Genomic DNA, 26,840 nt, shown 5'->3' with positions numbered 1-26,840 from the left:
GGGCGGCGCAGGCGGCTGAGGTGCGGCGCGCGGCGGTGTCGGCATGACGGGCTCCGCCGGCGGACGCGGCGGTGTCGGCCGGGCCGCGGGCGGCTGTGCTGGTGCCGGCGCCATGTTCGGGGCGGGGCGCATAGCGGGAGGCGCCTCGCGCGGCACCGGCGGACGCTCCGGCTGCGGACGCGCAGCAGGCGGTTCGGCGCGCGGTTGCGGGGCCGGCATGGCGGGCGGCTGCGGCCGGGGAACAGCCGGGGCGGGCTGCATTTGCGGCGGGCGCGGGGCCTGGGGAGCGCCCGGAGCCGCGGGCCGCTCCGGGCCGCGCTGGCCCGGCTGCCCGCCGGGCGGACGATGCTGCTCCTGCGGCCGCTGACGTGGTCCCCGTCCCGGTTCCTCGTCGCCGGCTGCGGGGGCCTGGGCCAGCCGGTATCCGGCTTCGGCAAAGGCTTGCCCGGCCTGCGAAATGACGAGGGCGGGCAGGACGGTCCCGACCAGCAACCAGCGTTTCGTGCGCATTGCAATTCCCGTTGTTCGTTTCAACGCGTGGGTATCAGGCCGGCCAGGGCCTGAACCCGCGATGAAGCGAAAACGGCGAGAATCGGGCAGCGGTTCCGATCGGACGGGTCAGAGCCCGGCTTCGGCCTTCACATAGGCCGCGATCTCGGCATGGGTCGCAAACCAGCAATCGCCCTTCGCCTTGGCGAGCCGGATCAGCTCCTCGAGTATCCAGAGGCGCGAGCGATAGGTGATGACATGCGGATGCATCGTCAGCAGGAAGAGCCCGCCATCGGCATAGGCGCCCTCGAATTCGCGGCGGAAGATGTCGAAGACCGCCTCCGGCGGCGTATAGGGCCGGAGCGCCTGGAAACGGTTCATGTTGAAATAGACCGCGTCGTCGCGAATCCATTCGACCGGCAGCTCGACCATGCCGGTCGCCTCGCCCTTCTCGACGATCTCATAGGGGTCGTCATCGGCGAACAGCGAGGAATCGTAGAGAAGGCCGAGTTCGCGTTCGACCGAGAGCGTCACCTCCGAGAAATCCCAGGACGGGGTGCGCATGCCGACCGGCCGGACGCCGGTGATCTTCTCCAGCGTATCCGCCGAGCGCAGATGCAGTTCACGCTCGTCGGCCGGGGGAACGGCCGTGTTGACCTCGTGGATCCAGCCGTGAAGGCCGATCTCGTGACCCTCGCCGACGATGCGGCGCTGTTCGTCGGGATAGAGCAGCGCCGTAACGGCCGGCACGAAAAAGCTCGCCGGGATGTCCTGCTTCTTCAAAAGCTCCAGGATGCGCGGCACGCCGACGCGGTTGCCGTATTGCCCCCAGGACAGGCGGCCGACCGACTTGCCGCCGTCGCGTAGCTCGTTGGTCTCATGATCGACGTCGAAGGAGAACGCGATCGCGCAACGGGCGCCGCTCTTCCACCTGGCAGGCTTGAGATTGCGGCCGGCGCGGACGCGCTCGACCTTGCCGCGCCAGACCTCTTCCGGCCATTGCCAGGGCAGGAGTTCGGATTCGGTCATTGCCTTTTCCTCTCTGTCGAAACGCGCCCGGTCATTGCGAGCACGGCGAAGCATTCCAGGAGGACTGGGTTGAACGGTTCAGCCCTGCCGGCCCTGGATTGCCTCGTCGCTTCGCTCCTCGCAATGACGGGGTAATCATCCTCAAGCCACCGGCAGCACCGGCACGGCGGCGAGCAGGCGCTTGGTATAGTCGTGCTGCGGATGGTCGTAGACCGCGCCGGCCGGGCCGCTCTCGACGATCTTGCCGCGATACATGATCGCGACGCGGTCGCAGAGATGGCGGACGACCGAAAGGTCGTGCGAGATGAAGATCAGCGTCAGGTCCAGTTCCTGCCGCAGGCGGATCAGCAGATTGATGATCTGAGCCTGAATGGAAACGTCGAGCGAGGCGACCGGCTCGTCGCAGACGACGACGTCCGGCTGCATCGCGAGCGCCCGCGCGATGGCGACACGCTGGCGCTGGCCGCCCGAGAACTGATGCGGGTAGCGGCCGGCGACGTTCGGATCGAGCCCGACGGCCGCCAGCCATTGCCGGACGTAGTCCTTCGCTTCGCCGCTCTTGACGAGCCCATGCGCCAATGGCCCCTCGGCGATGCTGTCGCCCACGGTCATGCGCGGGTTGAGCGAGGCGAAAGGGTCCTGGAAGATGGTCTGGACGCGCGTTGTGACCTTGTGCGGGTTGTCTCCCGCACTCATCACCGGCGCGCCGTCGATGCGGACGGAACCGCTATCGGGCGCATAGATGCCGGCCGCGACGCGCCCGAGCGTCGACTTGCCGGAGCCGGATTCGCCGACAAGGCCGAGCGCCTCGCCGCGCTTCAGCACCAGCGTGACGTCGTCGACCGCTTGCACCACTGCCGCAGCCTTCGACAGGCCGGCCTTCTGGGCGAGCTTGCGGAAAAGCCCGGGCGTCCCGGCGAAGCGCTTGGCGACATGCTCGATGCGGACGTAATGCAGGGCATCGGCGACGGCAGGCGCAGCCACCTTCGCGGCGCGCGGCGGCGGCGCGACATCGGAGCCGGCGCCTCCGGCCAGCAATTGGCCAGGCTCGGAGCGGGACGGCAGCGCGTCGAGCAGCCCCCGCGTATAAGGGTGCTGCGGATGGGTCAGAACATCGAGCGTCGGCCCGGCCTCGACGATCTTGCCGTGGCGCATGACGCAGACATGGTCGGCAAGCTCGGCGACGACGGCGAGGTCGTGGCTGATCCAGATCAGCGCCGTGCCGAGTTCGGCGACCAGCTCCTTCATCTCCGCGAGGATCTCGGCCTGCACGGAGACGTCGAGCGCGGTCGTCGGCTCGTCGCAGATGATCAGCTTCGGCCGGTGCAGCAGGGCGATCGCGATGGCGACGCGTTGGCGCATGCCGCCGGAGAACTGGTGCGGGTAGAAATCGACCTTGCCCTCGGGATCGGGAATGCGGACCTGCGCCAATGCCGCGACGGCGCGGCGGCGCGCCTCGGCGCCCGAGACCGTCTCATGCGCTTCCAGAGCCAATCGGATTTGCGTCCCGATGGTCAGCATCGGGTTCAGCGTCATCATCGGGTCCTGGAAGACCATCGAGATCTGCTTGCCGCGGATCTTGCGCAAGTCGGAGGGAGCCAAACCGACGAGTTCGCGGCCCTCCAGCTTCACCGAGGAACCGCTTTCGACGCGGCCGGGCGGGTCGATCAACCCGATGATCGAGAAGCCGGTGATGCTCTTGCCCGACCCGGACTCGCCGACGAGCCCCATCACCTCGCCGCGCTTCAGCGCGAAGGAGACGCCGTCGACCGCCTTCACCACGCCGCTGCGGGCGTGAAAATGCGTTGCGAGATTCGCGACCTGAAGGAGCGGGACTTCGGTCATGACTGCCCCCTCCACCGGTATCCCTCAGCCCTCATCCTGAAGCACGCCGCAGGCGCGTCTCCAAGGATGGTCCAGCTCGCGGCGAAAGCGCCCCCTGAAGCATCCTTCGAGACGCCGCTGCGCGGCTCCTCAGGATGAGGGCTCGCATATCCAGGAGGGCCGCTCATCGCTTCAGCCTCGGATTGACCTGATCGCGGATGCGGTCGCCGACGAGGTTGATCGCGACGATCAGCACGATCAACGCGATGCCCGGATAGATCGAGATCCAGTAGCGGCCCGAGAGCATGTACTGGAAGCCGTTCGCTATGAGCATGCCGAGCGAGGGCTCGGTGACCGGCAGGCCGACGCCGAGGAAGGAGAGCGTCGCTTCCAGCGCAATGGCATTCGCCACCTGCACCGTCGCGACCACGATCAGCGGCGGCAGGCAGTTCGGGAAGATGTGGCGCAAGACCACACGCCAGCCGGGCAGCGGCGTCGACAGCACCGCCTCGACATAGTCCTTGCCGCGCTCGGCCGAGGCAGCGCCATGGGCGGTGCGTGCGAAATAGGCGTATTGCGCGGCAGCGAGCGCGGCGATGAGCTGCATCTTGCCCTGGCCCAGCAACGCCGAGAGCACGAGCGCCAGCAGGATCGCCGGGAAGGCGAGCTGGAGATCGATGACGCGCATGATGAAGGCTTCCCAGCGGCCGCCGACATAGGCGGCGCCTATGCCGAGCGAAACGCCGAGGACGAAGGCCAGCGCACCGGCGACGAGCCCCATCTGCAGCGAGATGCGCAAACCGTAGAGGATGGCCGACAGCAGATCGCGGCCCTGCGCGTCGGTGCCGAGCCAATGGGTATAGCCACCTTCACCGACATAGCCCGGCGGACGGCGCGCATCCGACAGCGACAGATTGGCGAGGTCGTAGGGGTCCTGAGGGGCGACGAGCGGCGCCAGCAGCGCGATGCCGATCATCAGCACGACCACGACGAGCGCCGCGACCGCTGTCTTGCTCTCGCGGAATTCGGCCCAGAAGCGGGCGGCGGGAGAGGCGTCCTTCATCTGGCGCCTCCTTTCCTCAGCCTGGGATCGAGCCCGACATAAGCGAGGTCGACGAGGAAGTTGATGGTGATGAAGACGAAGGCGACGAGCATGAGATAGGCGACCATCACCGGCCGATCGAGCGACTGGATGGAGTCGATGATCAGCTTGCCGATGCCGGGCCAGGAGAAGATCGTCTCGGTGACGACGGCGAAGGCGAGCGTCGAGCCGAATTCCAGGCCGAAGACGGTCACCAGCGGAATCGCGATCAGCCTCAGCACATGCCGGCGCAGCACGGTCCATTCGGAGAGGCCGGCGGCGCGGGCGAACTTCACCGTGTCCGACAGCATGGCCTCGCGCGTGCCGGCGCGGGCAAGGCGCGTCATCAGCGCGAGCTTGAAGAAGGCGAGGTTGAGCGCCGGGAGCAGCAAGTGGCTGAGCCCGTTCAGCGTCAGGAAGCTCCACTCGACGCCGAAGATCGAGACCGTCTCGCCGCGCCCGCCCGCCGGCAGCCATTGGAGTTCGACGGCGAAGGCCATGATCAGCACGAGGCCGATCCAGAAGGTCGGCACGGAGAAACCGAGGATCGAGACCGTCATGATCAGCTTCGAGGCGAAGCCATCGGGCTTGTAGCCGGCGTAGATTCCCGCGGGGATGCCGATCAGCGCCGCGCCGCAGACCGCGGCCAGCGTCAGTTCCAGCGTCGCCGGCAGGCGCGACAGGATGAGCTGCATCACCGGCATGCCGAAGACGAAGGAACGGCCGAAATCGCCGTGCAGCACGCGCCCGAGAAAGGTGAGGTATTGCTCCCAGAGCGGCCGGTCGAGCCCGTAATGGGCGATGGTCTGGAGCCTGAGCTCCTGGCTGACATCGGGACCGATCAGCACGTCGATCGGATTGCCGATCGCATAGACGCCGACGAAGACCAGCACCGACATCACGAGCATGACGACGAGCGCCTGCGCCAGCCGGACGGCGACGTGGCCTAGCATGCGTCTCGGCGGTCCCTGCCGCTCTGTCCAGCCCTCATCCTGCGGAGCGCCGCAGGCTTTGTCCGGCTCGCGACAGTGACGCCGCTCCGCGGCTCCTCAGGATGAGGGCTGAGGGAAGTCGGCCTCACGGCCAGTTCTCCACCATCGCCGCACGCGTCTCCTCGACGCCCACCCGCCAGACCTTCAGCATGTCCTCGTCCGGCCGCTGATAAAGGCCGTGGAAGTTGCCGTCGCCGATGATCTCGCGTCGCCTCGCGGGACTCGCGGCCTGGTATTGGGCGGCAATGAAGGGCGGCTTCAGCGTGTCGGGCATCGAGACGCCCGCGAGCCGCGTCCAGGGGAAGTTCTCCATCCAGGAGGCGTGCGACGCCGCCGGGTCGATAGCCTTCACCGCCGCCTGGAATTGCGGCGCCGCCCACCAATTGTGCAACCTGATGCTCGCATCCGGGTGGCGATCGAGCCATTCGGTGGCGAAGTTCAGCGCGGGCGAATTGCCGCCATGGCCGTTGACCAGCACGATCCGCCGGAAGCCAGAGCGATAGAAGCCGTCGAAGATGTCTCCCAGCAGCGCCGCATAGGTGCTGAGCTTCAGCGAGATGCTGCCCGGAAAATCGAGGAAGCCCGGGGTCATGCCATAGGCCAGCACGGGGAAAACGGGGATGCCGAGCGGCTCGGCCGCCTCCTTCGCCACCCGTTCGGACAGGATCACGTCGGTCGCCAGGCTGAGATAGGCGTGCTGCTCGACGCTGCCGAGCGGCAGGACGCAGCGGTCGTCCCGCTTCGCCTGGGCTTCGATCTGCATCCAGTTCATCTCGGCGACCAGCACGGCGCAATCCTTGCTTTGCTTTCACAGGCGGTAGACAGTTCGGTCAGTCCCTGCCCAAACCATCCTTGACTCTGGCATTCCGGAGCGTCAAGTTCCATTTGGAACTAAACGGCAGGGAGACACTGCCATGCGGCGCTCGCCTACCTCTCTTTCGCGCGTTGACCCGGAACGCGAGGCCGCGTTTGGCGCGCTCGATCCGCTGACCGTCACCAAACTCTGGGACAATCCCTGCTGGCTGTCCTTCCGGCTGAACTTCCTTGCCTTCCGCTTCAACGATCCGGTCTATCGCTGGATCGAGACCCGATACGGCCTGGTGCGCCCGGAATTCGTTGCGCTGTATGCCGTGGGGCTGCGCGAGGGCGTCGCTGCCAAGAACATCGTCGCCTCGTCGGGGCTGCCGAAGAACACGCTGTCGCGCGCAGTGCAGAAGCTGCTGCAGAGGCGCCTGCTCAAGCGCGAGACCGACCCCGACGATCTGCGGAGCTACGTGCTGCACCTGACGGCGGCCGGCCGCAAGATCTTCAACGAGACCATGCCGCAGATGGTGCAGCACCAGAGCATGATGCTCTCTCGCCTCAGCGAAGACGAGCAGCAGCAGCTCTGCGCGCTGCTCGACAAGCTCGTCATTGCCTCGCCCACCTGGCCCAACGAACTCGAACACGAGGGGAACTAATCATGAAACCGGCCCGGACCTTCCGCCTCGCGGCCTTCGCCGCGCTACTCGCCACCACCGTCTCGACCGGCGCACTGGCCCAGACCCTGACGATCGGCGTGCGTGCCGGCCCTGAGTCGATCGATCCGCACTTCACCGCCACCGGCACGCATGCCGAGGCGCTGAAGCATGTCTTCGACACGCTGACCTGGTCCGGCGACAAGCTGCAGATCGAGCCGCGGCTCGCCCTGAGCTGGAAGACGCTCGAGCCGACCGTCTGGGAGTTCAAGCTGCGCCCCGGCGTCAAGTTCCATGACGGTTCCGACTTCACCGCCGAGGATGTGAAGTTCTCGATCGAGCGCATCCCGGTCGTGGCCGGACCGAACCCGACGACGATCTACGTCCGGCGGGTCAAGGAGGTGAAGATCGTCGACCCGCTGACGGTTCACATCGTCACGGACGGGCCGGCTCCGAACCTGCCGAACGACTTCATCCGGCTGTTCATCGTCTCGCACAAGGCCGCCGCGGGCCTGACCAAGGACAATGCCAACGAGGCCTTCAACTCCGGCAAGGCGGCTGTTGGCACCGGCCCCTACAAGTTCGTCTCCTGGACGCCGAAGGACCAGATGGTGCTGGATCGCTTCGACGGCTACTGGGGCCCCAAGGAGCCCTGGGCCAAGGTCGTGCGCAAGGAATTGCCGAACGACGCCGCTCGCGTCGCGCAGCTCAAGGCCGGGCAGGTCGACATTATCGTGCGTGCCCCGGCCTCCGACGTGCCGACGCTGAAGCGCGATGCCAAGCTCAACGTCGCGACGGTCGAAAGCGTCTACCTCTTCAACATGGAGCTCGACATGCGGGACAAGTCCCCGCAGATCAGCGCCAAGGACGGCTCGCCGCTGCCGAAGAACCCGCTGCAGGACGTCAGGGTGCGCGAGGCGATCGACCTTGCCATCGACCGGCCGGCGCTGGCCGAGATCGCGATGGAAGGCCTCGGTTCGCCGGCCAACCAATTGGTGACGCCGACCATCGCCGGCTTCAACAAGAGCCTGCCGGCGCTCAAGCCCGACATCGCCAAGGCCAAGAAGCTGATGGAGGAGGCCGGCTATCCCAGCGGCTTCAAGATCACCTTCTCCTTCACCAATGACCGCCTGCCCGGCGACCGGCAGGTCGGCACCTCGATCGCCCAGATGCTGGCGCGCATCGGCGTCGAGGTGAACGCCAACGCCCAGCCGGGCGCCGTGTTCTTCCCAGCCCGCCTGCGCGGCGACTTCTCGATGTCGATGTCAGGCTGGGGCACGCTGACGGGCGAGGCCAACTACACGCTGTCCTCACTGGTGCATTCGAACGACCCGGCCAAGAAGCTCGGCGCCTTCAATGTCCAGAACTACGCGAATCCTCAGGTCGACAAGCTGATCGAGGACGCTGCTGTCGAGATGGACGAGGCCAAGCGCAACCAGATGCTGGCCGATGTCTCGGCCATCGTCGCCAAGGACCGGCCGCGCCTGCCGATCACCGCCGTCGGCTCGGCCTGGGCGATGCAGAAGGACAAGGTGACGATCAGCCCGCGCGTCGACGAGGACACGCTGGCGATGGACATCAAGCCCGCCAAGAAGTAACGCGACCACCTTCGCGTCATGGTCGGGCTTGTCCCGACCATCCACGTCTTCGCTGGGCGAGGGTCGTGTTCAAGACGTGGATGCTCGCCACAAGGGCGAGCATGACGGGCGACTCCTCGAAACGACGACTGATCGGAATACGAACATGACCCTCGCGCTTGCCATTCATGGCGGCTGCGGCACGTTGCCCAAGGCCGAGATGACCGAAGCCGAATGGGCGCAGGCCCGCGCCGACCTCGCCGCTGCGCTCAGGGCCGGCTGGAGGATCCTGAGCAAGGGCGGCCCCGCCGTCGATGCGGTCGAGGCCGCGGTGCGGGTGATGGAGGACTCCCCGCATTTCAACGCCGGCCATGGCGCCGCCTTCAACACCGATGGCGAGCATGAGCTCGACGCCTCGATCATGGACGGATCGACGCTTGCGGCCGGCGCTGTCTGCGGCGCCAAGCGCATCCGCAACCCGATCACGGCCGCCAAGGCCTTGATGCTGCGCGGCGACCCGCTGCTGCTCGCCGGCCCCGCGGCCGATGATTTCGCCGAGCATGAGGGCGTCGATACCGTCGCGAACGAGTATTTCTCGACCGAGCGCCGGCGCAAGAACCTCGCCTCGATGAAGCTGCGCGAGATCGTCGGCACCGCCGCCGAGGCGAGCGAGGCCGAGAAGCACGGCACGGTCGGCGCCGTCGCCTGTGACGCGCAGGGCCATCTCGCCGCCGCGACCTCGACCGGCGGCTACACCAACAAGCCGGTCGGGCGCGTCGGCGATTCCCCGATCATCGGCGCCGGCACCTATGCCCGCGACGGGCGCTGCGCCGTCTCCGGCACCGGCAAGGGCGAGTATTTCATCCGCTACTGCGTCGGCCACGAGATCGCATCGCTGATCGCCTATAAGGGCCTCTCGCTGCAGGCCGCGACGGACGCGGTTCTTGCGGAACTCTCCGAGCACAAGATCGGAGCCGGGCTGGTGGCGGTCGGGGCCGATGGCGCGATCGTCGCGCCCTACAACACCGAAGGCATGTATCGGGGCTGGGTGACGGCGGATGGACTCGTCCATGTCGCCACGCACGACCATGTCGAGTTGGTGGGGCAGGCGTGATGCCAGTTTCGTCTTCCACAGCCCTCATCCTGAGGAGCCGCGCAGCGGCGTCTCGAAGGATGTTTCAGGAGGCGCGGGAGACATCTGGAACATCCTTCGAGACGCAAGCCTTTGGGCTTGCTCCTCAGGATGAGGGCTGCGTGATGCAAAGGCTTCTATCGTGACCGCTGAACCCATCCTGATCTGGGGCGCCGGCGCCATCGGCGGCACGCTCGGCGCCTATTGGGCGCGGGCCGGCGTGCCGGTTCTGCTCGTCGACATCGTCCCCGAGCATGTCGAAGCCTGCCGGACCAAGGGGCTCGCCATTTCCGGGCCGGTCGAGGAATTCACGCAAGTCGTGCCGGCCGCGACGCCAGCCGAATTGACCGGCCGCTACAGCCGCATCGTCCTTGCCGTGAAGGCCGGCGCGACGGAGGCTGCGCTCGACGCGCTCAAGCCGCATCTGGCCGAGGACGGCTTCGTGCTCTCCGCGCAGAACGGGCTCAACGAGCTCGCCATCGCCAAGGCAGTCGGCGAACGGCGCACCATGGGCTGCTTCGTCAATTTCGGCGCCGATTGGCTCGGGCCGGGCGAGATTCTCTACGGCAACCGCGGCGCGACGGTCGTCGGCGAGCTCGACGGGTCGATCAGCGAACGCGCGTCCGAGATGCATCGGCTGATGAAGCTGTTCGAGCCCGACGCGATCCTGACCGACAACATCTTCGGCTATCTCTGGGGCAAGCTCGCCTATGGCGCGATGCTGTTCGGGACGGCGCTGACCGACGATTCGATGTCGGCGAATTTTGCGGACCCGGAACGGCTTCCGGTCTGGCTGGCGCTCGGCCGGGAAGTCGGCGCGGTCGCGGCCAAGCGCGGCGTGACCTCCCTCGGTTTCGGCGATTTTGACCCGATGGTCTTCGCGCCCGGCCGGCCGGAAGGTCCGCAGATCGAGACCATTCGCTGGCTCGCCCGCTACACCGCGCAGACGGCCAAGACCCATTCGGGCATCTGGCGCGATCTCGCGGTGCGCAAGCGCAAGACCGAGGTCGACCCGCAGATCGGCGTCGTCGCGACACTCGGCCGCGAGGTCGGCATCGCGACGACCGCGATCGAGACGCTGGTTTCGCTCATCCACGACATCGAGGACGGCCGCCGCCCGATGGCCTTCGAGACGCTGAAAGTATTGATCGACCGATGCAGATCCGCTTCGACGGCCGCGTAGCCCTCGTCACCGGCGCAGCCCAGGGCATCGGGCGCGCAATCGCCGCCGCCCTGGCCGAGGCAGGCGCACGCGTCCACCTTGCCGACATCGATACCGGCGGCGTGCAGGCGGCGGCGCGGGAAATCGGCGCGACGGGGCATGGCGTCGATCTCGGTACGCCCGAGGCAGCGCAGACGCTGGTGCGCGACATCGTCGCGATGGAAGGTCGGCTCGAACTCCTCGTCCATGCCGCCGGCGGCGTGCGCGGACAGGTCGGCAGACCGATCGAGGCAATTTCAGAAGAAGACTGGCGGGTGATCTTCGCGGCCAATGTCGATGCCGCCTTCTTCCTCGCGCAGGCGGCAGCGCCCGCGATGAAGCAAGGCGCCTACGGCCGGATCGTCACGATCTCGTCTGGCGCAGGATTACGGCCTAGCCTCACCGGCATCCAGGCCTATGCCAGCGCCAAGCACGCACTCGTCGGGCTGACGAAGCAGCTCGCCTGGGAATTCGGCCCGCATGGCATCACGGTGAACTCGGTGGCGCCGGGCTTCGTGCGCTCAAACCCCGCAACCGAGCGACAGTGGCAGAGCTATGGGCCGGAAGGGCAGAAGCGCCTCGTCGAGAGCATCCACACCCGCCGCCTCGGCACGCCCGAGGATATCGCCAACGCCACGCTGTTCTTCCTGAGCGAACAGGCAGGCTGGATCAGCGGGCAGGTGCTCTCGGTGGATGGCGGACGGTCATAGAGGCGGCTGGAGCGCGCCGTCATGCTCGGGCTTGACCCGAGCATCTCGTCCCGAAGGAGGCTCCAGCGCCTTGTTCTGCGTGAGATGCTCGGGTCGAGCCCGAGCATGACGAGCGTTTGTGGCGTCAGCCGCAGTTCATCTTGTCGGCCGGCTGGTCGGCGCCGACCATCCAGTTGGTGCCGAAGCGATCGACAAGCATGCCGAAGCGCGGCGACCAGAAGGTCTCGGCCATCGGCATGGTGATCTTGGCGCCGCCTTCGGAGAGACCCGCGAAGATGCGCTCGGCCTCCTCGGGAGTCTTCACGCCGACGCTGACAGAGACCGAACGCATCGGCCCGTCCGAGCGATCCGGCGGCGCGTCGGAGGCCATCAGCATCTGCCCGTCGACCTCGAGGCAGGCATGCAGGATCTTGTCGCGCCATTCGGGGGCGACATGCTCCTCGGCCGGCGTGCCCTTGTGGTCCATCATGGCCAGCATCTTGCCGCCCAGCACCTTCTCGTAATGGGTGAAGGCCTCGCGACAGTTGCCTCCGAACATCAGGTAAGTCGACAGTTTCATTGTGTTTCCTCCTCGCTGGGGTGATGGCGGGTGCGGAGGGCGGCTCAGGCGGGGCGCTCGGCCGCTGCCTTCATCGCCGTCAGGCCGGATTCGAAATCGCCGCCGACCATGCGGTCCATATCCATGAAGACATGCATGATCTTGCCGATGAATGGCGTCGGGCCGGTCATGGTCCAGGTCACGACCGTCGCAGGGCCCTGCGGCGTCAGCGCGAAGGCGACGTCATTATGGGCCTCGAACGGCTTGACGAAATCGAGCTTGAGCGCGACCCGGCTCGGCGCGTTGGCTTCCATGATGCGCATGCTGCCTTCGCCGACATTCTTGTCGCCGGCCCAGGCATAGGTCGAACCCACGCCGGTGTCAGTGCCGCCATAGGTCCGCTTCATCGCCGGATCCTTCTTCTCCCAGGGCGACCAGGCGCTCCAGGCCTTGAAATCGGCGATCAGGGCATAGACACGCTCCGGCGGCGCCTTGATCGTGGCGGTGCGCGTGACCTGGAAGGTGTCCGGCTTGCGGGCCGCGAGGATCAGCACGATGGCGATCCCGAGCACGACAACGCCGAGCAGGCTGAGGAGAACAGTCTTGAGCATGGGTCATCACCTGCGGAAAAGCTGAAGGGAATATTGGCGTCTCAAACGCCCGATTCATCGGGGGGTTTCACCTTGATCTGGCGCAGCATCTCGTCCAGCCGGCCCAGGCTCTGGTCCCAGAAGCGGCTGTAATGCTCCAGCCATTCCGAGACGTCCTGCAAGGGGCCGGGGTCGAGCCGGCAGGGTCGCCACTGGGCTTCCCGCCCCCGCGTGATCAGCCCCGCGCGCTCCAGCACCTTCAGGTGCTTCGAGACCGCGGGGAGGCTCATCGCGAAGGGCTCAGCCAACTCCTTCACGGAGGTCTCGCCTTGCGACAGCCGGGCCAGAATGGCGCGGCGCGTCGGATCGGCGAGGGCGGCGAAAGTCAGGCTGAGCGGGTCCGTCGACATCGAATGAAACCGATCAGTTAATTAACTAGTAGGTTTGGTATCGTCATCCCCCTACCTTGTCAACCGCGTTCCGAGCAGATTGTCGTGAACCACCGCCGGTTGTTGTCAGGAGCAAGGACACGCGGATAGCCCTCTTTGCTTCGAGGCAATTTCTTCACGCGAACCGGTGTCCACTTCGCTCGAAAATGCTCTAGAACCGATAGACGAGGAGGACGCACCCGCTCATGAGCTTCGAGACCGCAGCGACACCCGAAGCCGCCATCGACCGGCTCGAGCAGCTCTATGACGAAGCCCGCTCGGCGCTGCGCGGCGACCTGCAGCACTTCTTCGATACCGGAAAGGCACCGACCCCGGAGGATCGGGAGCGCTACCGCTACCCCATGCTGCGCGTGACCTACGAACCGTCGAAGCTCCCGGCCGCCACGCGGCGCGGCTATGCCAAATTCGCGGCGCCGGGCATCTATTCGACCACGGTGACGCAGCCGGCCGAATTCCGGGCCTATCTGCTCGACCAGCTCCGGCCGCTCGTCGCCGAATACGGCGCGACGATCGAGACCGGGGTCAGCACGCAGGAAATCCCCTACCCCTATGCGCTGGAAGGCGGCGACGAGCTCGGACGCGGCAAGATCACGCCCGCCGAACTCGCACGGCATTTCCCAACGCCACTGCTCGCGCTGGTCGGCGATGAGATTGCCGATGGCACCTATGACCTGATCGAGGGCGAGCCGCGCCCGCTCTCATTGTTCGACGCGGTCAGGGTCGACTATTCGCTGCGGCGCCTGGTCCACTACACCGGCACCGATTGGCGGGCCGTGCAGCCCTGGGTGCTGCTGACGAACTATCACCGCTATGTCGACCAGTTCGTCCGGCTTGGGCTCGCCGAGATCGAGGCCGGCACGGCCGAGGCACTGGTCGCGCCGGGCGGCATCCGCATCGGCCGCGACGGCATCGACGTCTCGGCGGCGGAACGCGTGATGTCCGCGCCCTGGCACCGCTTCCAGATGCCGGCCTATCACCTGATCCGGAAGACCGGCGAGGGCGTGACGCTGGTCAATATCGGCGTCGGCCCTTCCAATGCGAAGAACATCACCGACCATCTGGCAGTGCTGAGGCCGAATTGCTGGCTGATGGTCGGCCATTGCGGCGGCCTGCGCCAGACCCAGATCATCGGCGACTACGTCCTCGCGCATGCCTATCTCAGGCAGGACCATATCCTCGACGAGCTGGTACCGCCGGAGATTCCGATCCCGGCGCTGGCCGAGGTCCAGGTCGCGCTGCAGCAGGCCGCCGCCGAGATCACCGGCGAGAAGGGCGACCGGCTGAAGCAAAGGCTGCGCACCGGCACGGTCGTGACCCAGGACGACCGCAACTGGGAACTGCAATGGACCAAGGAACGGCGGCGCATCAATCTCTCGCGCGCCATCGCGGTCGACATGGAATCCGGCACCATCGCCGCGCAGGGCTACCGGCTGCGCGTGCCCTATGGCACGCTGCTCTGCGTCTCCGACAAGCCGCTCCATGGCGAGATCAAGCTGCCGGGCGCCGCCAACGCCTTCTATGAACGCGCCGTCGGCGAGCATCTGCGGATCGGGCTCGCCGCGCTGGAGAAGCTGAAGGAGGCGGGCTCGGCGATCCATTCGCGCAAGCTGCGCAGCTTCGACGAGCCTCCGTTCCGGTAAGGCGTCGGCCCGGAAAGGGCGTCATGCTCGGGCTTGACCCGAGCATCTCTGGACCAGAAGGCCCCCATCCGGCAAAGACGCCCTGTCCGGCAAGATTCCCGGGTCGCCGCTGCGCGGCGCCCGAGAATGACGGGCCGGCCTCAGCCGAACACGCCATAGGCGATCAGCGCCGCGATCACCCAGAGTGCGGCGGTGCCCCAGCGATTGCGCTGCGCCTCGGCGCGCCCGATCGCCTCGATGCTGCGCTCGTCGAGGACGAAGCCGTTGCGCGAGGCGTCCTCCAGCTGGCCGAGCACACGCTCGGCGCGGACGACCGTGTCCGGGAGCGCGGCCAGCGAACCGAGCAGCGAGCGGGCACCGCGCCCGGCCTCCTCCAGCTTGCCGATCGGCCCGAGATTATGCGTGATCCAGCTGCGGACGACCGGATCGGCCGTGCCCCACATGTCGAGATGCGGATCGAGCGAGCGCGCCACGCCCTCGACCACCACCATGGTCTTCTGCAGCATGACGAGCTCGGTGCGGGTCGCCATGTCGAACATGCCGGTGATCTCGAAAAGCAGCGTCAGCACCTTGGCCATCGAGATCTGGTCGGCACGCTTGTCGTGGATCGGCTCGCCGACGGCACGGATCGCCTGGGCGAAATCCTCGACGTCGTGATGGGAGGGAACGTAGCCGGCTTCGAAATGAACCTCCGCCACGCGGCGATAGTCGCGCGTGATGAAGCCGAGCAGGATCTCGGCCAGAAAGCGCCGCTCCTTCAAGCCCAGCCGGCCCATGATGCCGCCATCGACCGCGACGAGCCGCCCCTCGACATCGACGAAGAGGTTTCCGGGATGCATGTCGGCATGGAAGAAGCCGTCACGGATCGCATGCTTCAGGAAGGACTGGATGATGTTGCGCGCGAGCTCCGGCAGGTCGTGGCCGGCAGCGCGCAGGCCGTCGACATCGGAGAGGCGCACGCCGTCGATCCATTCGTCGACCAGCATCTCGCGCGCCGTCAGCTGCCAGTCCGGCTCCGGCACGCGGAAATCGGCGTCCTCCTTGGTATTCTCGGCGAATTCGGACAGGGCGGCCGCTTCCAGCCGCAAATCCATCTCCATCGTGACCGAGCGCGCCAGCGTCTCGACCACGCCGGTGAAGCGCAGGCGGCGCGCCTCGGCCGAACGCGCCTCGGCCTGTTCGGCGCCGAAGCGCATCGCCGCGAGGTCGCGGTTGAAGCGATCACGGATACCGGGGCGCAGGATCTTGACCGCGACCTCGCGCCCGTCCTTCAGCCGGGCGCGGTGGACCTGTGCGATCGAGGCGGCGGCGACCGGCTCGCTGAACTCGACGAAGATCTCTTCCAGCTTCTCGTCATGCGCGGCTTCGACGATGGCGCGCGCCTCCGCCATCGGGAAGGCCGGCATGCGATCCTGCAGGGCCGAGAGATCCTCCGCGATCTTCATGCCGACGACATCAGGCCGCGTCGCCAGGAACTGGCCGAACTTGACATAGGACGGGCCGAGCCGGGTCAGAGCCGCCGCGAGCCTCGTCGCCGAGGACCCGGCACCGCGTCGCTCGATCAGCCGACCGACGCGGATCAGACCCCGCGCCAGCGGCGGCAGCACCGAGGGGTCGACCAGCGCGAGCGCGCCCTCGCGGGCCAGCACGAAGCCGACGCGCGCGCCGCGCAGGAGGTGGAAGGAGGAAGAGATCATGCGGTTCCAGCCGTCATGCTCGGGCCTGACCCGAGCATCTCAGGAAGGGTGCCTTTTCCGGCACGAGATGCCCGGGTCAAGCCCGGGCATGACGCAAAACAATCCATCACAGCTTCCAGCCGGAATGCAGCGCCACGACCCCGCCCGTCATCGGCGTGAACTTCGCCCGACGGAAGCCGGCGTCCTCGATCATGTTCGCGAAGGCCTGCGGCTTCGGGAACTTGCGGATGGATTCGACGAGATACTGGTAGGGCTCGGCTTCGCCGGTGACCATACGGCCCATCGGCGGAATGACCTTGAAGGAATAGGTCTCGTAGATCTTGTCGAGCAGCGGCACGTCGACATGGCTGAATTCGAGGCAGAGGAAGCGCCCGCCGCGCTTCAGCACGCGATAGGCCTCGGCCAGTGCCTTGTCGATGCGCGGCACGTTACGGATGCCGAAGGCGATGGTGTAGCAGTCGAAATGGTTGTCCGGCAGACCGAGCTCCTCGGCATTGCCCTGGACGAAGCGAATGCGGTCGTCATCCGGGAAGCGCTTGTCGGCCCGCTCGCGCCCGACACGCAGCATGTCGGCATTGATGTCGAGCACGGTGACGTCGGTCTGCGGGCCGCCGGCCTCCAGCACGGAAAAGGCGACGTCGCCCGTCCCGCCCGCCACGTCGAGATGGTGGAAAGGCCGGTCCTTGGCCGGATTGATCGCGGTCAGCAGGGCGCTTTTCCAGGCCCGGTGCAACCCGCCCGACATCAGGTCGTTCATCAGGTCGTAGCGATTGGCGACCTTGTGGAAGACGTCGTCGACTTTCGCCTGCTTCTCGGTGAGCTTCACCGTCTCGAAGCCGAAATGGGTGGTGTCGGAGGCTGCTGTCACGTTCGGGCGGACCTTTTGCGGGCGGACCTTGTATTCGGCTGAGGCGATGAATAGCCAAAGGCAGCGGGCTTGTCGCGGCCCGTCTCGACGCAGGCTTTACGAAGGTCTTGATCCATGCCCGAGCTACCCGAGGTCGAAACCGTCCGGCGCGGGCTGGAGCCCGCCATGCTGGGCGAACGCTTCGCGCGCGTCGAGCAGCGCCGGCCCGATCTGCGCTTTCCGTTGCCTGACGGCTTTTCCGAGCGGCTGACCGGCCGACGCATCGAGGCGCTGTCGCGCCGGGCAAAATATCTGATCGCCGATCTCGACGATGGCGAGGCCCTGATCATGCATCTGGGCATGAGCGGGCGCTTCATCGTCGAGGCTCCCGGCACACCGCCGACCGAGCCCGGCGCCTACTATAATGAGATCGGCCGGCATCTGATCCACGACCATGTCGTGTTCGAGATGGGGTCGGGCGCGCGCGTCACCTATAACGACGTGCGCCGCTTCGGCTTCATGGACCTCGTGCCGCGCGCCGAGCTCGCCGCCTCCAGGCATTTCGCCGGGATGGGCATCGAACCGCTCGGCAACGAACTCTCCGGCGAGACGCTGGCGAAGCTGTTCACGGGCAAGATCGCCCCGCTCAAGGCTGCACTGCTCGACCAGCGGCTCGTGGCGGGTCTCGGCAATATCTATGTCTGCGAGGCGCTGTTCCGTGCCGGGCTACATCCGGAAGCCGAGGCAGGCACGATCGCGACGCCGACCGGCCGGCCACGGCAGACAGCGCATGAACTGGCGCGCATCATCCGCGAGGTGCTGGAGGAGGCGGTCGCGGCCGGCGGCTCGACCTTGCGCGACTTCGCCCATGCCGACGGCTCGCTCGGCTATTTCCAGCATCGTTTCCGCGTCTACGACCGCGAGGGCGACGTCTGCGTCACACCGGGCTGCGGCGGGCTGGTGAAGCGGCTGGTCCAGTCGGGCCGCTCGACCTTCTATTGCGAGAGCTGCCAGCCACGGCGGTAGGGACACGCGTCATTCTCGGGCTGGACCCGAGAATCTCTAGACGGAGGTGACACCGGAGCCTCTCCTGCATGAGATGCTCGGGTCAGGCCTGAGCATGACGTGCCTTTGGTCCCAGGCGCGGATGCGCGCAACGCGCATGGACTTGAACCTTCCCGGCCCGCTAAAGCTGCACCGACAGCATCATCGGGGAGGCCGCCATGGCTTATGAGACCATTCTCGTCGAGACGAAGGGCAAGGTCGGGCAGATCACCCTCAACCGGCCGCAGGCTCTGAACGCCCTCAACGGCCAGCTCATCGGCGAGATCAATCAAGCGCTCGACGGCTTCGAGAAGGACGCCGGCATCGGCTGCATCGTCATCACCGGTTCGGAGAAGGCTTTTGCGGCCGGCGCCGACATCAAGGAAATGCAGAGCCGCACCTTCCCCGCCACCTATCTCGACGACAAATTCGAGGATTGGGACCGGATCGGCCAGCGCCGCAAGCCGATCATCGCCGCGGTGGCAGGCTTCGCGCTCGGCGGCGGCTGCGAGCTCGCCATGATGTGCGACTTCATCATCGCAGCCGACAACGCGAAATTCGGCCAGCCCGAAATCAATCTCGGCGTCATCCCGGGTGCGGGCGGCACGCAGCGCCTGACCAAGGCAGTCGGCAAGGCAAAGGCCATGGACCTGATCCTCACCGGCCGGATGATGGACGCGCAGGAGGCAGAGCGCTCCGGCCTCGTCGCCCGCATCGTGCCGCTCGCCGATCTGCAGGCGGAGGCGCTGAAGGCGGCCGAGGCGATCGCGGCGAAGTCGCTGCCGTCCGTGCTGATGGCGAAGGAATCGGTCAATCGCGCCTTCGAGGTGACGCTTCAGGAAGGACTGCGCTTCGAGCGCCGCGTCTTCTCCTCGCTCTTCGCCACCGCCGACCAGCAGGAAGGCATGTCCGCCTTCGCCGAGAAGCGCAAGCCGGACTTCAAGAACGCCTGACGCCGGCGCCTCGACCGCGCGGGTCCTCATCCTGAGGAGCCGCGTGAGCGGCGTCTCGAAGCATGCTCGTCGCGCCTTCCGGAACCATATGAGACATCCCGAGGCGCCATTTCCGATGAAATGGCGCCTCGGGATGAGGGCTCGGACAAGGCGGAAGGCTTGCGGCGATGCGACCGATCACTCCCGCGCATGGCCGGGACGTCGATCTTTGACTTGAACCCGGCCCCGCCCTGCTGACACGATGCGCCATCATCAGCAGGACGAAGACCATGAACGCCACAGCCCGCATCGCCGCCCCCGAGGGTCTGACGCTTCCGACCTATGCCGATGTCGAGCGCGCCGCCGAGCGCCTGAAAGGTGTCGCGCATCATACGCCCGCGATGAGCTCGGCGACGGCCAATCGGCGCACCGGGGCGAGCCTCGTCTTCAAGCCGGAGAACCTGCAGCGCATGGGCGCCTTCAAGTTCCGCGGCGGCTACAACGCCATTTCCGCGCTCTCCCCCGAGCAGAAGAAGGCGGGCGTGCTCACCTTCTCCTCAGGCAACCACGCCCAGGCCATCGCCTATGCAGGCAAGTTGCTGGGCGTCCCGACCACCATCATCATGCCGGAAGACGCGCCGAAGGCTAAGGTCGAGGCGACGCAGGGCTATGGCGGCGAGGTCGTCCGCTACGACCGCTACACCCAGGACCGGCTGGAGATCGGCAACCGCATCGCCACCGAGCGCGGGCTGACGCTGATCCCGCCTTATGACCATGCCGATGTCATCGCCGGCCAGGGCACGGCGACCAAGGAGCTGATCGAGGATGCCGGCCCGTTCGACATCCTGATCGTGCCACTCGGCGGCGGCGGGCTTCTCGCCGGGGCAGCCCTGGCGGCCAAGGCGCTCAATCCCAATTGCCGCATCTTCGGCGTCGAGCCCGAGGCCGGCAATGACGGCCAGCAGTCGCTGCGCTCCGGCAAGATCGTCAAGATCGGTGTGCCGAAGACCATCGCCGACGGCGCGCAGACCGCATTCCTGGGCGATCTCACCTTCCCGATCATCCAGGCGCTGGTCGAGGACATAGTCACCGTCGGCGACGCCGAGCTCATCGAGACCATGCGCTTCTTCGCCGAGCGGATGAAGCTCGTGGTCGAGCCGACCGGCTGTCTCGCCGCAGCGGCGGCGCTGACCGGCAAGATACCGGTCGAGGGCCAGCGCGTCGGCGTCATCATCAGCGGCGGCAACGTCGATCTGGCGAGCTTCGCCCGCTTCATCGCCCCGTCCGCGTGAGGATAGCGGCGCGAAATCGATTCCGGCGTTGACGGCGGGGTCGCAAGCGATTATAGCCCCACCACTCGCGGCGGCCCGCGCATGCTCGGCCGCCGCTCACGTTTTTCCACCAAGGGTGCGGCCAGACCCGCCGGCAATAATGCCAGGCGCCTGACCGCGATGAAGACGAGGACGTTTCGATGGCCAATACGACGTCGGCCAAGAAGGCTACGCGCAAGATCGCGCGGCGCACCGAGGTCAACAAGACTCGCCGCTCGCGGATGCGCACCTTCCTGCGCAAGGTCGAGGAGGCGATCGCCTCTGGCGACAAGTCTGCCGCGGCCGAGGCCCTGAAGGCCGCCCAGCCCGAGATCATGCGCGCTGCGCAGAAGGGCGTGGTTCACAAGAACACCGCCTCGCGCAAGGTTTCCCGCCTCGCTCACCGCATCGGCGCGCTGGCTTCCTGAGCCTGAAGATCCGTCCGTTTCGACGGCGAAAAGCCCGGCCTCGCGGCCGGGCTTTTTCGTTGGCTAAGGCCCCTCCTGTGGCGACTCGGCCACAGGCTCCAACGGAACAAAAAAAGCCTGCCCGCAAGGCATTTCCGCAGGCTTTCCACGGGTTTGCAGACTTGACTCTGAAGCGCGCTTCAGGGCGAAAAACCGACCCTCGCAGCTGACTCCGTCGCTCACAAAAAGACCTGCATTATCATCATCTTAGTGGGCAAAGGATTTTGGCGAGCGGAATCACGGCGACTCTGCGGCAGCCTTTTCGAAAGCCGTGAAAAAAAGATTCGCGGCGCGCAGGGGGGCCGGGCATCAAGAAAATCTTAAGTTCCCCAACCAATTGCAGGGCGCAGCCTCGCTTTGGCGGGGCCACCTCGCAGGCCAAGTCTTCGAAGCCGGCTGAAAGGGATGTTGCAGCCCGTCGAGAGCGCCTTGTAAGGTCCCTTCATCGCCCGGCGGACAGCAATGACCGCCAGGCGCTTTCCAGAGATGATAAGCGTTTTGGCTCGCGACCACGGAGGTTGGAGGATGTAGCTCCTTTGTCTTTTAGTGTTGAGATAAAGGGCGGCATCGTCCCTCGACGAGCCTTCCAAGCGTAATCGACAAAGCATGGATCGGAACCTGCGGGCGACAAAGCGCCCGACAGGACGGGATCCTTTTTTAACCCGGACAACAGTGCCAAGAACGCGGCCGCCCTGCGGCCGCCGTTCCGAAGGCGCGTGCATTTTAAAGATTGGGGCCATTGATGTTCGAGCGACAGGAACTCGGTGATACGGTCGATACAGCGTCTGTGGTGGTGATCGCGGCTGAGGACACCGCTGGGGTTCAGCTGGAAGAGGTTTCGGTCCAGGAGGCCTGGGAGCGCGTCCGCAGGCGCCTGCGCGCCGAACTTGGCGAAGACGTCTTCTCCAGCTGGTTCGGCCGGCTCGAGCTCGCCGGCATTGTCGAGGGCGTGGCCTATCTCACGGTCCCGACCCGCTTCCTGAAGAGCTGGCTCGAGGCGCATTATGCCGAGCGCCTGCGGGTGAACTGCATGGCGGAGCTGCCGGCACCGGCCGGCGTGCTGCTCTCGGTCCGCACCGTCTCGCGCGAAACCACGGTTGCACCGCGCGTCGAGGCCGCCCTGCGCGCCCGGCCTGCCGCGACGCCCGCCCCCGTCGCGACTGAAGCCGCCCGGCCGGCTGTCGCAGGCGGCGCCCAGCCTTGCGAATCCGATCTGGTCGACGCCTGCGGCACGGCGCTCGACAAGCGCATGAGCTTCCAGAGCTTCGTTGTCGGCAAGTCGAACCAGCTCGCCTTCGCGGCGGCGGAGCGCATCGCCGGAGCGCCGGCGGGCCAGAGCCCCTATAACCCGCTGTATCTCCATGCCGGCGTCGGCCTCGGCAAGACGCATCTGCTGCAGGCAGTCGCTCAGGAAGCGCGCCGCCAGGGCAAGCGCGTCGCCTATTTCACCGCCGACCGCTTCATGTACGGCTTCGTCGCGGCGCTGAAGTCGCAGACCGCTCTCGCCTTCAAGGAGAAGCTGCGCGGCATCGATCTGCTCATCGTCGACGACGTGCAGTTCATCCAGGGCAAGTCGATCCAGCAGGAGTTCGGCCACACGATCAACGCGCTGCTCGACGCCGGCAAGCAGATCGTCGTCGCCGGCGACCGGCTCGCCGGCGAGCTGGAGGCGCTCGACGAGCGCATCCGCTCCCGGCTCGGCGGCGGCCTCGTCGTCGAGGTCGGCGAGCTCGACGAGGCGCTGCGCGTCAAGATCCTGGCGACCCGCATGGACGCGCTGCAGGGCGCCCATCCGAACTTCCAGGTCGGCCCGGACGTCGTCGCCTATGTCGCCCGCGTCGTCGCGACCAATGGCCGTGACCTCGACGGCGCGGCCAACCGGCTGCTCGCTCATGCGACGCTGTCGGGCCAGCTCGTGACGCTGGAGACGGCCGAGTCCGCGATCCGCGACCTCGTGCGGACGCGCGAGCCGCGCCGCGTCAAGATCGAGGACATCCAGAAGCTCGTCGCGACACGCTACAATGTCAGCCGCGCGGATATCCTTTCGGAGCGCCGCACCGCGGCGGTGGTGAAGCCGCGCCAGATCGCGATGTATCTGTCGAAGGCGCTGACGCCGCGCTCGCTGCCCGAGATCGGCCGCCGTTTCGGCGGGCGCGATCACACCACCGTGCTGCACGCGGTGCGCAAGATCGAGAAGGCGATCAGCGAGGACCGCTCGCTGCATGACGAGGTCGATCTCCTGAAGCGCATGCTGCAGGAGTGAGCCCGGCGCGATCGCTCGCACCTGCTCTGCCAAATGGTTGTGGTTCCCGGCGCGCGCGGCCCTTGCGCGCGTCGCTGCCGTCCTGCAATGTCGCTGGCCATTCATTCGGCCCTTGCATCCGTGCGAGGGCAGCAAGCGTCAGAAGACTAGACAATCATGAAGGTCACGGTCGAACGTTCCACGCTGCTCAAGTCGCTAGGCCACGTTCATCGGGTGGTGGAGCGCCGCAATACGATCCCGATCCTGTCGAACCTGCTGCTCAGCGCCTCCGAGAACGGCCTGCGGCTCAAGGCGACCGATCTCGACATCGAGGTGGTGGAGACGATTCCGGCTGACGCGGCCGAGCCCGGCGCCACGACCGTTCCCGCCCACACCCTCTACGACATCGTCCGCAAGCTGCCCGACGGCGCGCAGGTTTCGCTCGAGACGACCGGCGACAGCGGCCTCGTGCTGCGCTCGGGCCGCTCGCGCTTCCAGCTCCAGACGCTTCCGGAGAGCGACTTCCCGGACATCACCGCCGGCGAGATGGCGCATCGCTTCGTGCTGCCGGCCGGTGAGTTGAAGCGCCTGATCGACAAGACCCAGTTCGCGATCTCGACCGAGGAGACGCGCTACTATCTCAACGGCATCTATCTCCACACCATCGATGTCGAGGGCCGCCCCGTGCTGCGCGCGGTCGCGACCGACGGGCACCGGCTCGCCCGCGTCGACACCGCAGCCCCGCAGGGCTCGGTCGGCATGCCCGGCGTCATCGTGCCGCGCAAGGCCGTCGCCGAGATCCAGAAGCTGCTGGAGGATGGCGAGAGCGAGGTCGCGGTCGAGCTTTCCGGCTCGAAGATCCGCGTCGCCACCGCCAATGTCGTGCTGACCTCCAAGCTGATCGACGGCACCTTCCCCGACTATCAGCGCGTCATTCCCGCCGGCAACGACAAGCTTCTCACCGTCGACAAGGGCGATTTCGCCGCTTCCGTCGATCGCGTCTCGACGATCTCGTCGGAGCGCGGCCGCGCCGTGAAGCTGTCGATGGCCGACGGGCGCATGACGCTCTCCGTGACCAATCCGGATTCGGGCTCCGCGACCGAGGAGATCGAGGTCGATTACGAGGCGAGCCCGCTCGATATCGGCTTCAACGCCCGCTACCTGATGGACATCGCGGCGCAGCTCGATGGCGACACCGCCGTGCTCAAGCTCGCCGACCCGGGTTCGCCGACCGTGATCCAGGATCGCGAAGGGGCCTCCGCCCTCTATGTGCTGATGCCGATGCGCGTGTGAAGTATTGCGCGAAAAAGTGGACACCGGTTTTGCGCTAGAGCAATGCGCGAGCATTGCGAGCCGATCGCTCTCGTCCGCGTTCGGACGCTCGCGTCCGAACGCGGCGTGATCGGGCGCGGCCATGGCCGCCGTCGCGCGCCTGATCCTCCAGGATTTCCGTTCCTACGAGGCCCTCGATCTCCCGGTCGAGGGTCAAATCGTTGCGCTGATCGGCGAGAACGGAGCCGGCAAGACCAATATCCTCGAAGCGCTCTCGCTGTTCACACCGGGACGAGGCTTACGCCGCACCGAGCTTTCGGTCATGGCGCGGCAGGGCGGCGACGGCTCCTTCGCCGCCTCGGTGACGCTCGCCGACGAGGCGGGCCGGCTCGGCATCGGCCTCGGTCCCCTCGACCCTGAGGGCCGCCGTCCGCGGCTCGCCCGCATCGATGGCGCCGCGGTCGGTTCGGCCCTCGCCTTCAGCGACTATCTGCGCGTGGTCTGGCTCACGCCCGATCTCGACGGGCTGTTCCGGGGCGCCGCCGGCGACCGCCGCCGCTTCCTCGACCGGCTGGTGCTGGCGATCGACCCGGGCCACGCCACGCGCTCGAATGCGCTGGAGCGGGCGCTGCGCTCGCGCAACCGCATCCTCGAGGAAAGCCCGGGACAGACGCAGTGGCTCGACGCGGTCGAGCGTGAGGTCGCCGAGCTCGGCGTCGCGGTCGCTGCCGCGCGTGCCGAGACGGTGGCGCGGCTGTCCGCGATCATCGCAGACACGCGCGATGAAGCCTCGCCCTTCCCCGATGCCGATATCGCGCTTTCGGGCGAGATCGACGAACTCGTCGCGCGCCTGCCGGCCGTGGATGCGGAGGACACCTATCGCGACCTGCTGCGCCAGGGCCGCAACCGAGACCGCGCCGCCGGGCGGACGCTCGCCGGCCCCCAGGCTTCGGATCTGGAGGTCCGGCACGGGCCGAAGGACATCCCGGCCGGCCAGGGCTCCACCGGCGAGCAGAAAGCGCTGCTGATCGGACTCGTGCTGGCCCATGCAAGGCTGGTCGCGGCGATGAGCGGCATCGCCCCGCTCGTCCTGCTCGACGAGATCGCCGCCCATCTCGACCCGCGCCGGCGCGCGGCGCTTTACGAGGGCCTCACCGATCTCGGCTGTCAGGTTTGGATGACCGGCGCCGATGCCGCCTTGTTCGGCGATCTGCCGGGCGGCGCGCAGCGTTTCGCGATCACGCCTGGCCGGGCCGATCCGATCGATTGATCGGTCGGACCACGTCTTGCGATGGGACGGAACCGGCGCGTTGCTGCTAGCATCGCGAAAAATCGGAGCCTCCCAATGGAAGTCGCCAGCCTCGCCCTGTTCGCCGGCGTCTATTTCCTCGCCGTCGCCTCGCCCGGGCCGGCGATCGCGGCTCTGGTCGCACGCTCCCTCTCCACCGGCTTTCGGCGATCGCTACCCTTCCTCGCCGGCATCGTCGCAGGTGACCTCGTCTGGTTCACGCTCTCGGCGCTGGGTCTCAGCGTCCTCATGCAGAGCTTCCACGGCGTCTTCGTCGCGATCAAATATGCCGGCTGCGCCTATCTGCTCTATCTCGCCTACAAGGCCTGGACGGCGCCCGCCGAAGCGCCGAAGCCTTCCGCCGCCGCGCGCGGAGAGGGTGCCCGCCTGTTCCTCGGGGGCCTGGCACTGACGCTCGGCAATCCGAAGGTGATGGTGTTCTTCCTGTCCATCCTGCCGCTCGTCATCGATCTCAACGCGCTGACCCCGCTCGCCTATCTGGAAGTCATGGCCCTGATCGCGCCGATCATCAGCGGAACCTTGCTGGCCTATGCCTATGCGGCCGACCGGGCGCGTCGCCTTGTCGCCAGCCCGCGCGCCATGCGCTGGATCAACCGGACGACCGGCGGCGTGATGGCGGGCGCGGCTGCCGCGATCGCCGCGCGGAGCTGAGCGGCCTTGGTTCTGGCGGCGGGCCTCATCGATCTCGGCTTCGCGCTGTTCCACGCCGCGTTCCGGCGCCTGTTCGGCTGGCCGGAGCGGCTCGTCCCCTCCGGCAGTCTGAACACCGCGATCACGCAGACGCTCAACGCGATGCTGATCTTCGTCTTCCTCGCCTATGGCGCGACCTTGATCTGGCTGGCCGGGCAAGGAAACGTCCATCCCGCGCTGCCACTTGCGGGCGCTGCCTTCTGGGGCCTGCCGCTCATGCTGCAATTCATCTGGTTCGATCTCAAGCCCTGGCCCTCGAAACTGATCACCGCGATTTTCGCGCTGACCACGGTGGTTCATCTGCTGGCCGGACGGGTCTAG

The 26,840-nt window shown here is 67.0% G+C and carries 25 protein-coding genes; 15 read left to right on the top strand and 10 right to left on the bottom strand.

Translation table 11 applies throughout. The annotated features are described in order from the left end of the window. Positions 1-618 precede the first annotated feature (618 nt). From AC1DNE_RS19010 to AC1DNE_RS18990, 5 genes are all read right to left on the bottom strand, one after another. Positions 619-1,518 carry a polysaccharide deacetylase family protein gene (locus tag AC1DNE_RS19010; protein ID WP_441471338.1) on the bottom strand — a complete coding sequence of 300 codons (900 nt, stop codon included), beginning with the start codon at positions 1,516-1,518 and terminating at the stop codon, positions 619-621. Positions 1,519-1,659: 141 nt separating this feature from the next. Further along, a complete protein-coding gene (locus AC1DNE_RS19005; protein WP_441471337.1) occupies positions 1,660-3,363 on the bottom strand; it encodes a dipeptide ABC transporter ATP-binding protein in 1,704 nt (567 codons plus the stop codon). A 163-nt stretch (positions 3,364-3,526) separates the two neighbouring features. Beyond that, positions 3,527-4,405 carry an ABC transporter permease gene (locus AC1DNE_RS19000; protein ID WP_441471336.1) on the bottom strand — a complete coding sequence of 293 codons (879 nt, stop codon included), beginning with the start codon at positions 4,403-4,405 and terminating at the stop codon, positions 3,527-3,529. After that, positions 4,402-5,376 (bottom strand): ABC transporter permease, encoded by a 975-nt coding sequence (locus tag AC1DNE_RS18995; protein ID WP_441471335.1) that lies wholly within the window; start codon positions 5,374-5,376, stop codon positions 4,402-4,404. Before AC1DNE_RS18995 ends, AC1DNE_RS19000 begins: the two co-directional genes overlap by 4 nt. Positions 5,377-5,500: 124 nt before the next feature. Then, a complete protein-coding gene (locus AC1DNE_RS18990; protein WP_441471334.1) occupies positions 5,501-6,202 on the bottom strand; it encodes a creatininase family protein in 702 nt (233 codons plus the stop codon). Between the two features lie 127 nt (positions 6,203-6,329). On the opposite strand from AC1DNE_RS18990, the gene AC1DNE_RS18985 reads away from it, so the two are divergent. From AC1DNE_RS18985 to AC1DNE_RS18965, 5 genes are all read left to right on the top strand, one after another. Beyond that, complete coding sequence (locus tag AC1DNE_RS18985) at positions 6,330-6,875, top strand: MarR family winged helix-turn-helix transcriptional regulator (protein WP_441471333.1); 546 nt, start codon at positions 6,330-6,332, stop codon at positions 6,873-6,875. Positions 6,876-6,877: 2 nt separating this feature from the next. Next, positions 6,878-8,470: an ABC transporter substrate-binding protein gene (locus AC1DNE_RS18980; RefSeq protein ID WP_441471332.1), complete on the top strand. Its 1,593-nt coding sequence runs from the start codon at positions 6,878-6,880 to the stop codon at positions 8,468-8,470. Between the two features lie 145 nt (positions 8,471-8,615). Then, positions 8,616-9,563, top strand: a complete 948-nt coding sequence (locus tag AC1DNE_RS18975; protein WP_441471331.1) for an isoaspartyl peptidase/L-asparaginase family protein — start codon at positions 8,616-8,618, stop codon at positions 9,561-9,563. Between the two features lie 160 nt (positions 9,564-9,723). Beyond that, the gene (locus tag AC1DNE_RS18970; protein WP_476841151.1) at positions 9,724-10,764 is read left to right on the top strand and encodes a ketopantoate reductase family protein; all 1,041 of its coding nucleotides are present in this window, start codon (positions 9,724-9,726) and stop codon (positions 10,762-10,764) included. Next, a complete protein-coding gene (locus AC1DNE_RS18965) occupies positions 10,737-11,492 on the top strand; it encodes an SDR family NAD(P)-dependent oxidoreductase (protein ID WP_441471329.1) in 756 nt (251 codons plus the stop codon). Before AC1DNE_RS18970 ends, AC1DNE_RS18965 begins: the two co-directional genes overlap by 28 nt. 124 nt (positions 11,493-11,616) lie before the next feature. On the opposite strand, the gene AC1DNE_RS18960 is transcribed toward AC1DNE_RS18965, so the two are convergent. The 3 genes from AC1DNE_RS18960 to AC1DNE_RS18950 are packed head-to-tail and all read right to left on the bottom strand — an operon-like array spanning position 11,617 to position 13,030. Continuing rightward, complete coding sequence (locus AC1DNE_RS18960; RefSeq protein WP_441471328.1) at positions 11,617-12,051, bottom strand: VOC family protein; 435 nt, start codon at positions 12,049-12,051, stop codon at positions 11,617-11,619. A gap of 44 nt (positions 12,052-12,095) precedes the next feature. Further along, positions 12,096-12,641 (bottom strand): SRPBCC family protein, encoded by a 546-nt coding sequence (locus AC1DNE_RS18955; RefSeq protein WP_441471327.1) that lies wholly within the window; start codon positions 12,639-12,641, stop codon positions 12,096-12,098. 41 nt (positions 12,642-12,682) lie between these two features. Next, positions 12,683-13,030, bottom strand: a complete 348-nt coding sequence (locus tag AC1DNE_RS18950; RefSeq protein ID WP_441471326.1) for an ArsR/SmtB family transcription factor — start codon at positions 13,028-13,030, stop codon at positions 12,683-12,685. Positions 13,031-13,254: 224 nt separating this feature from the next. Here AC1DNE_RS18950 and AC1DNE_RS18945 point away from each other — a divergent pair, with 224 nt between their 5' ends. Next, positions 13,255-14,709, top strand: coding sequence for an AMP nucleosidase (locus tag AC1DNE_RS18945; RefSeq protein WP_441471325.1), 1,455 nt, complete (start codon positions 13,255-13,257; stop codon positions 14,707-14,709). Positions 14,710-14,849: 140 nt separating this feature from the next. On the opposite strand, the gene ubiB is transcribed toward AC1DNE_RS18945, so the two are convergent. Beyond that, positions 14,850-16,406: a 2-polyprenylphenol 6-hydroxylase gene (ubiB, locus tag AC1DNE_RS18940; protein ID WP_441471324.1), complete on the bottom strand. Its 1,557-nt coding sequence runs from the start codon at positions 16,404-16,406 to the stop codon at positions 14,850-14,852. 106 nt (positions 16,407-16,512) lie between these two features. After that, positions 16,513-17,274, bottom strand: coding sequence for a bifunctional demethylmenaquinone methyltransferase/2-methoxy-6-polyprenyl-1,4-benzoquinol methylase UbiE (gene ubiE, locus AC1DNE_RS18935; RefSeq protein WP_441471323.1), 762 nt, complete (start codon positions 17,272-17,274; stop codon positions 16,513-16,515). Positions 17,275-17,388: 114 nt separating this feature from the next. Between ubiE and mutM the strand changes: the two genes are divergently transcribed. From mutM to AC1DNE_RS18890, 9 genes are all read left to right on the top strand, one after another. Continuing rightward, on the top strand, positions 17,389-18,279 hold the full coding sequence (gene mutM / locus AC1DNE_RS18930; RefSeq protein WP_441471322.1) for a bifunctional DNA-formamidopyrimidine glycosylase/DNA-(apurinic or apyrimidinic site) lyase: 891 nt from the start codon (positions 17,389-17,391) through the stop codon (positions 18,277-18,279). A gap of 197 nt (positions 18,280-18,476) precedes the next feature. Continuing rightward, on the top strand, positions 18,477-19,250 hold the full coding sequence (locus AC1DNE_RS18925) for an enoyl-CoA hydratase (RefSeq protein WP_441471321.1): 774 nt from the start codon (positions 18,477-18,479) through the stop codon (positions 19,248-19,250). Between the two features lie 269 nt (positions 19,251-19,519). Further along, positions 19,520-20,521 carry a threo-3-hydroxy-L-aspartate ammonia-lyase gene (locus tag AC1DNE_RS18920; protein ID WP_441471320.1) on the top strand — a complete coding sequence of 334 codons (1,002 nt, stop codon included), beginning with the start codon at positions 19,520-19,522 and terminating at the stop codon, positions 20,519-20,521. 179 nt (positions 20,522-20,700) lie between these two features. Then, a complete protein-coding gene (gene rpsT, locus AC1DNE_RS18915) occupies positions 20,701-20,967 on the top strand; it encodes a 30S ribosomal protein S20 (protein WP_149131629.1) in 267 nt (88 codons plus the stop codon). A gap of 781 nt (positions 20,968-21,748) precedes the next feature. Continuing rightward, a complete protein-coding gene (gene dnaA / locus AC1DNE_RS18910; protein ID WP_441471319.1) occupies positions 21,749-23,269 on the top strand; it encodes a chromosomal replication initiator protein DnaA in 1,521 nt (506 codons plus the stop codon). Between the two features lie 156 nt (positions 23,270-23,425). Further along, positions 23,426-24,541, top strand: a complete 1,116-nt coding sequence (gene dnaN / locus AC1DNE_RS18905; protein WP_441471318.1) for a DNA polymerase III subunit beta — start codon at positions 23,426-23,428, stop codon at positions 24,539-24,541. Between the two features lie 121 nt (positions 24,542-24,662). After that, positions 24,663-25,790, top strand: a complete 1,128-nt coding sequence (gene recF / locus AC1DNE_RS18900; RefSeq protein WP_441471317.1) for a DNA replication/repair protein RecF — start codon at positions 24,663-24,665, stop codon at positions 25,788-25,790. A 75-nt stretch (positions 25,791-25,865) separates the two neighbouring features. Next, positions 25,866-26,480, top strand: coding sequence for a LysE family translocator (locus tag AC1DNE_RS18895; RefSeq protein WP_441471316.1), 615 nt, complete (start codon positions 25,866-25,868; stop codon positions 26,478-26,480). Positions 26,481-26,486: 6 nt separating this feature from the next. Continuing rightward, the gene (locus tag AC1DNE_RS18890; RefSeq protein WP_441471315.1) at positions 26,487-26,840 is read left to right on the top strand and encodes a hypothetical protein; all 354 of its coding nucleotides are present in this window, start codon (positions 26,487-26,489) and stop codon (positions 26,838-26,840) included.

This window comes from Allobosea sp. 05L423, from assembly GCF_056397745.1.
Note: the sequence above shows the minus strand (reverse complement) of the source record. Positions and strands in the feature narration are given on the sequence as shown.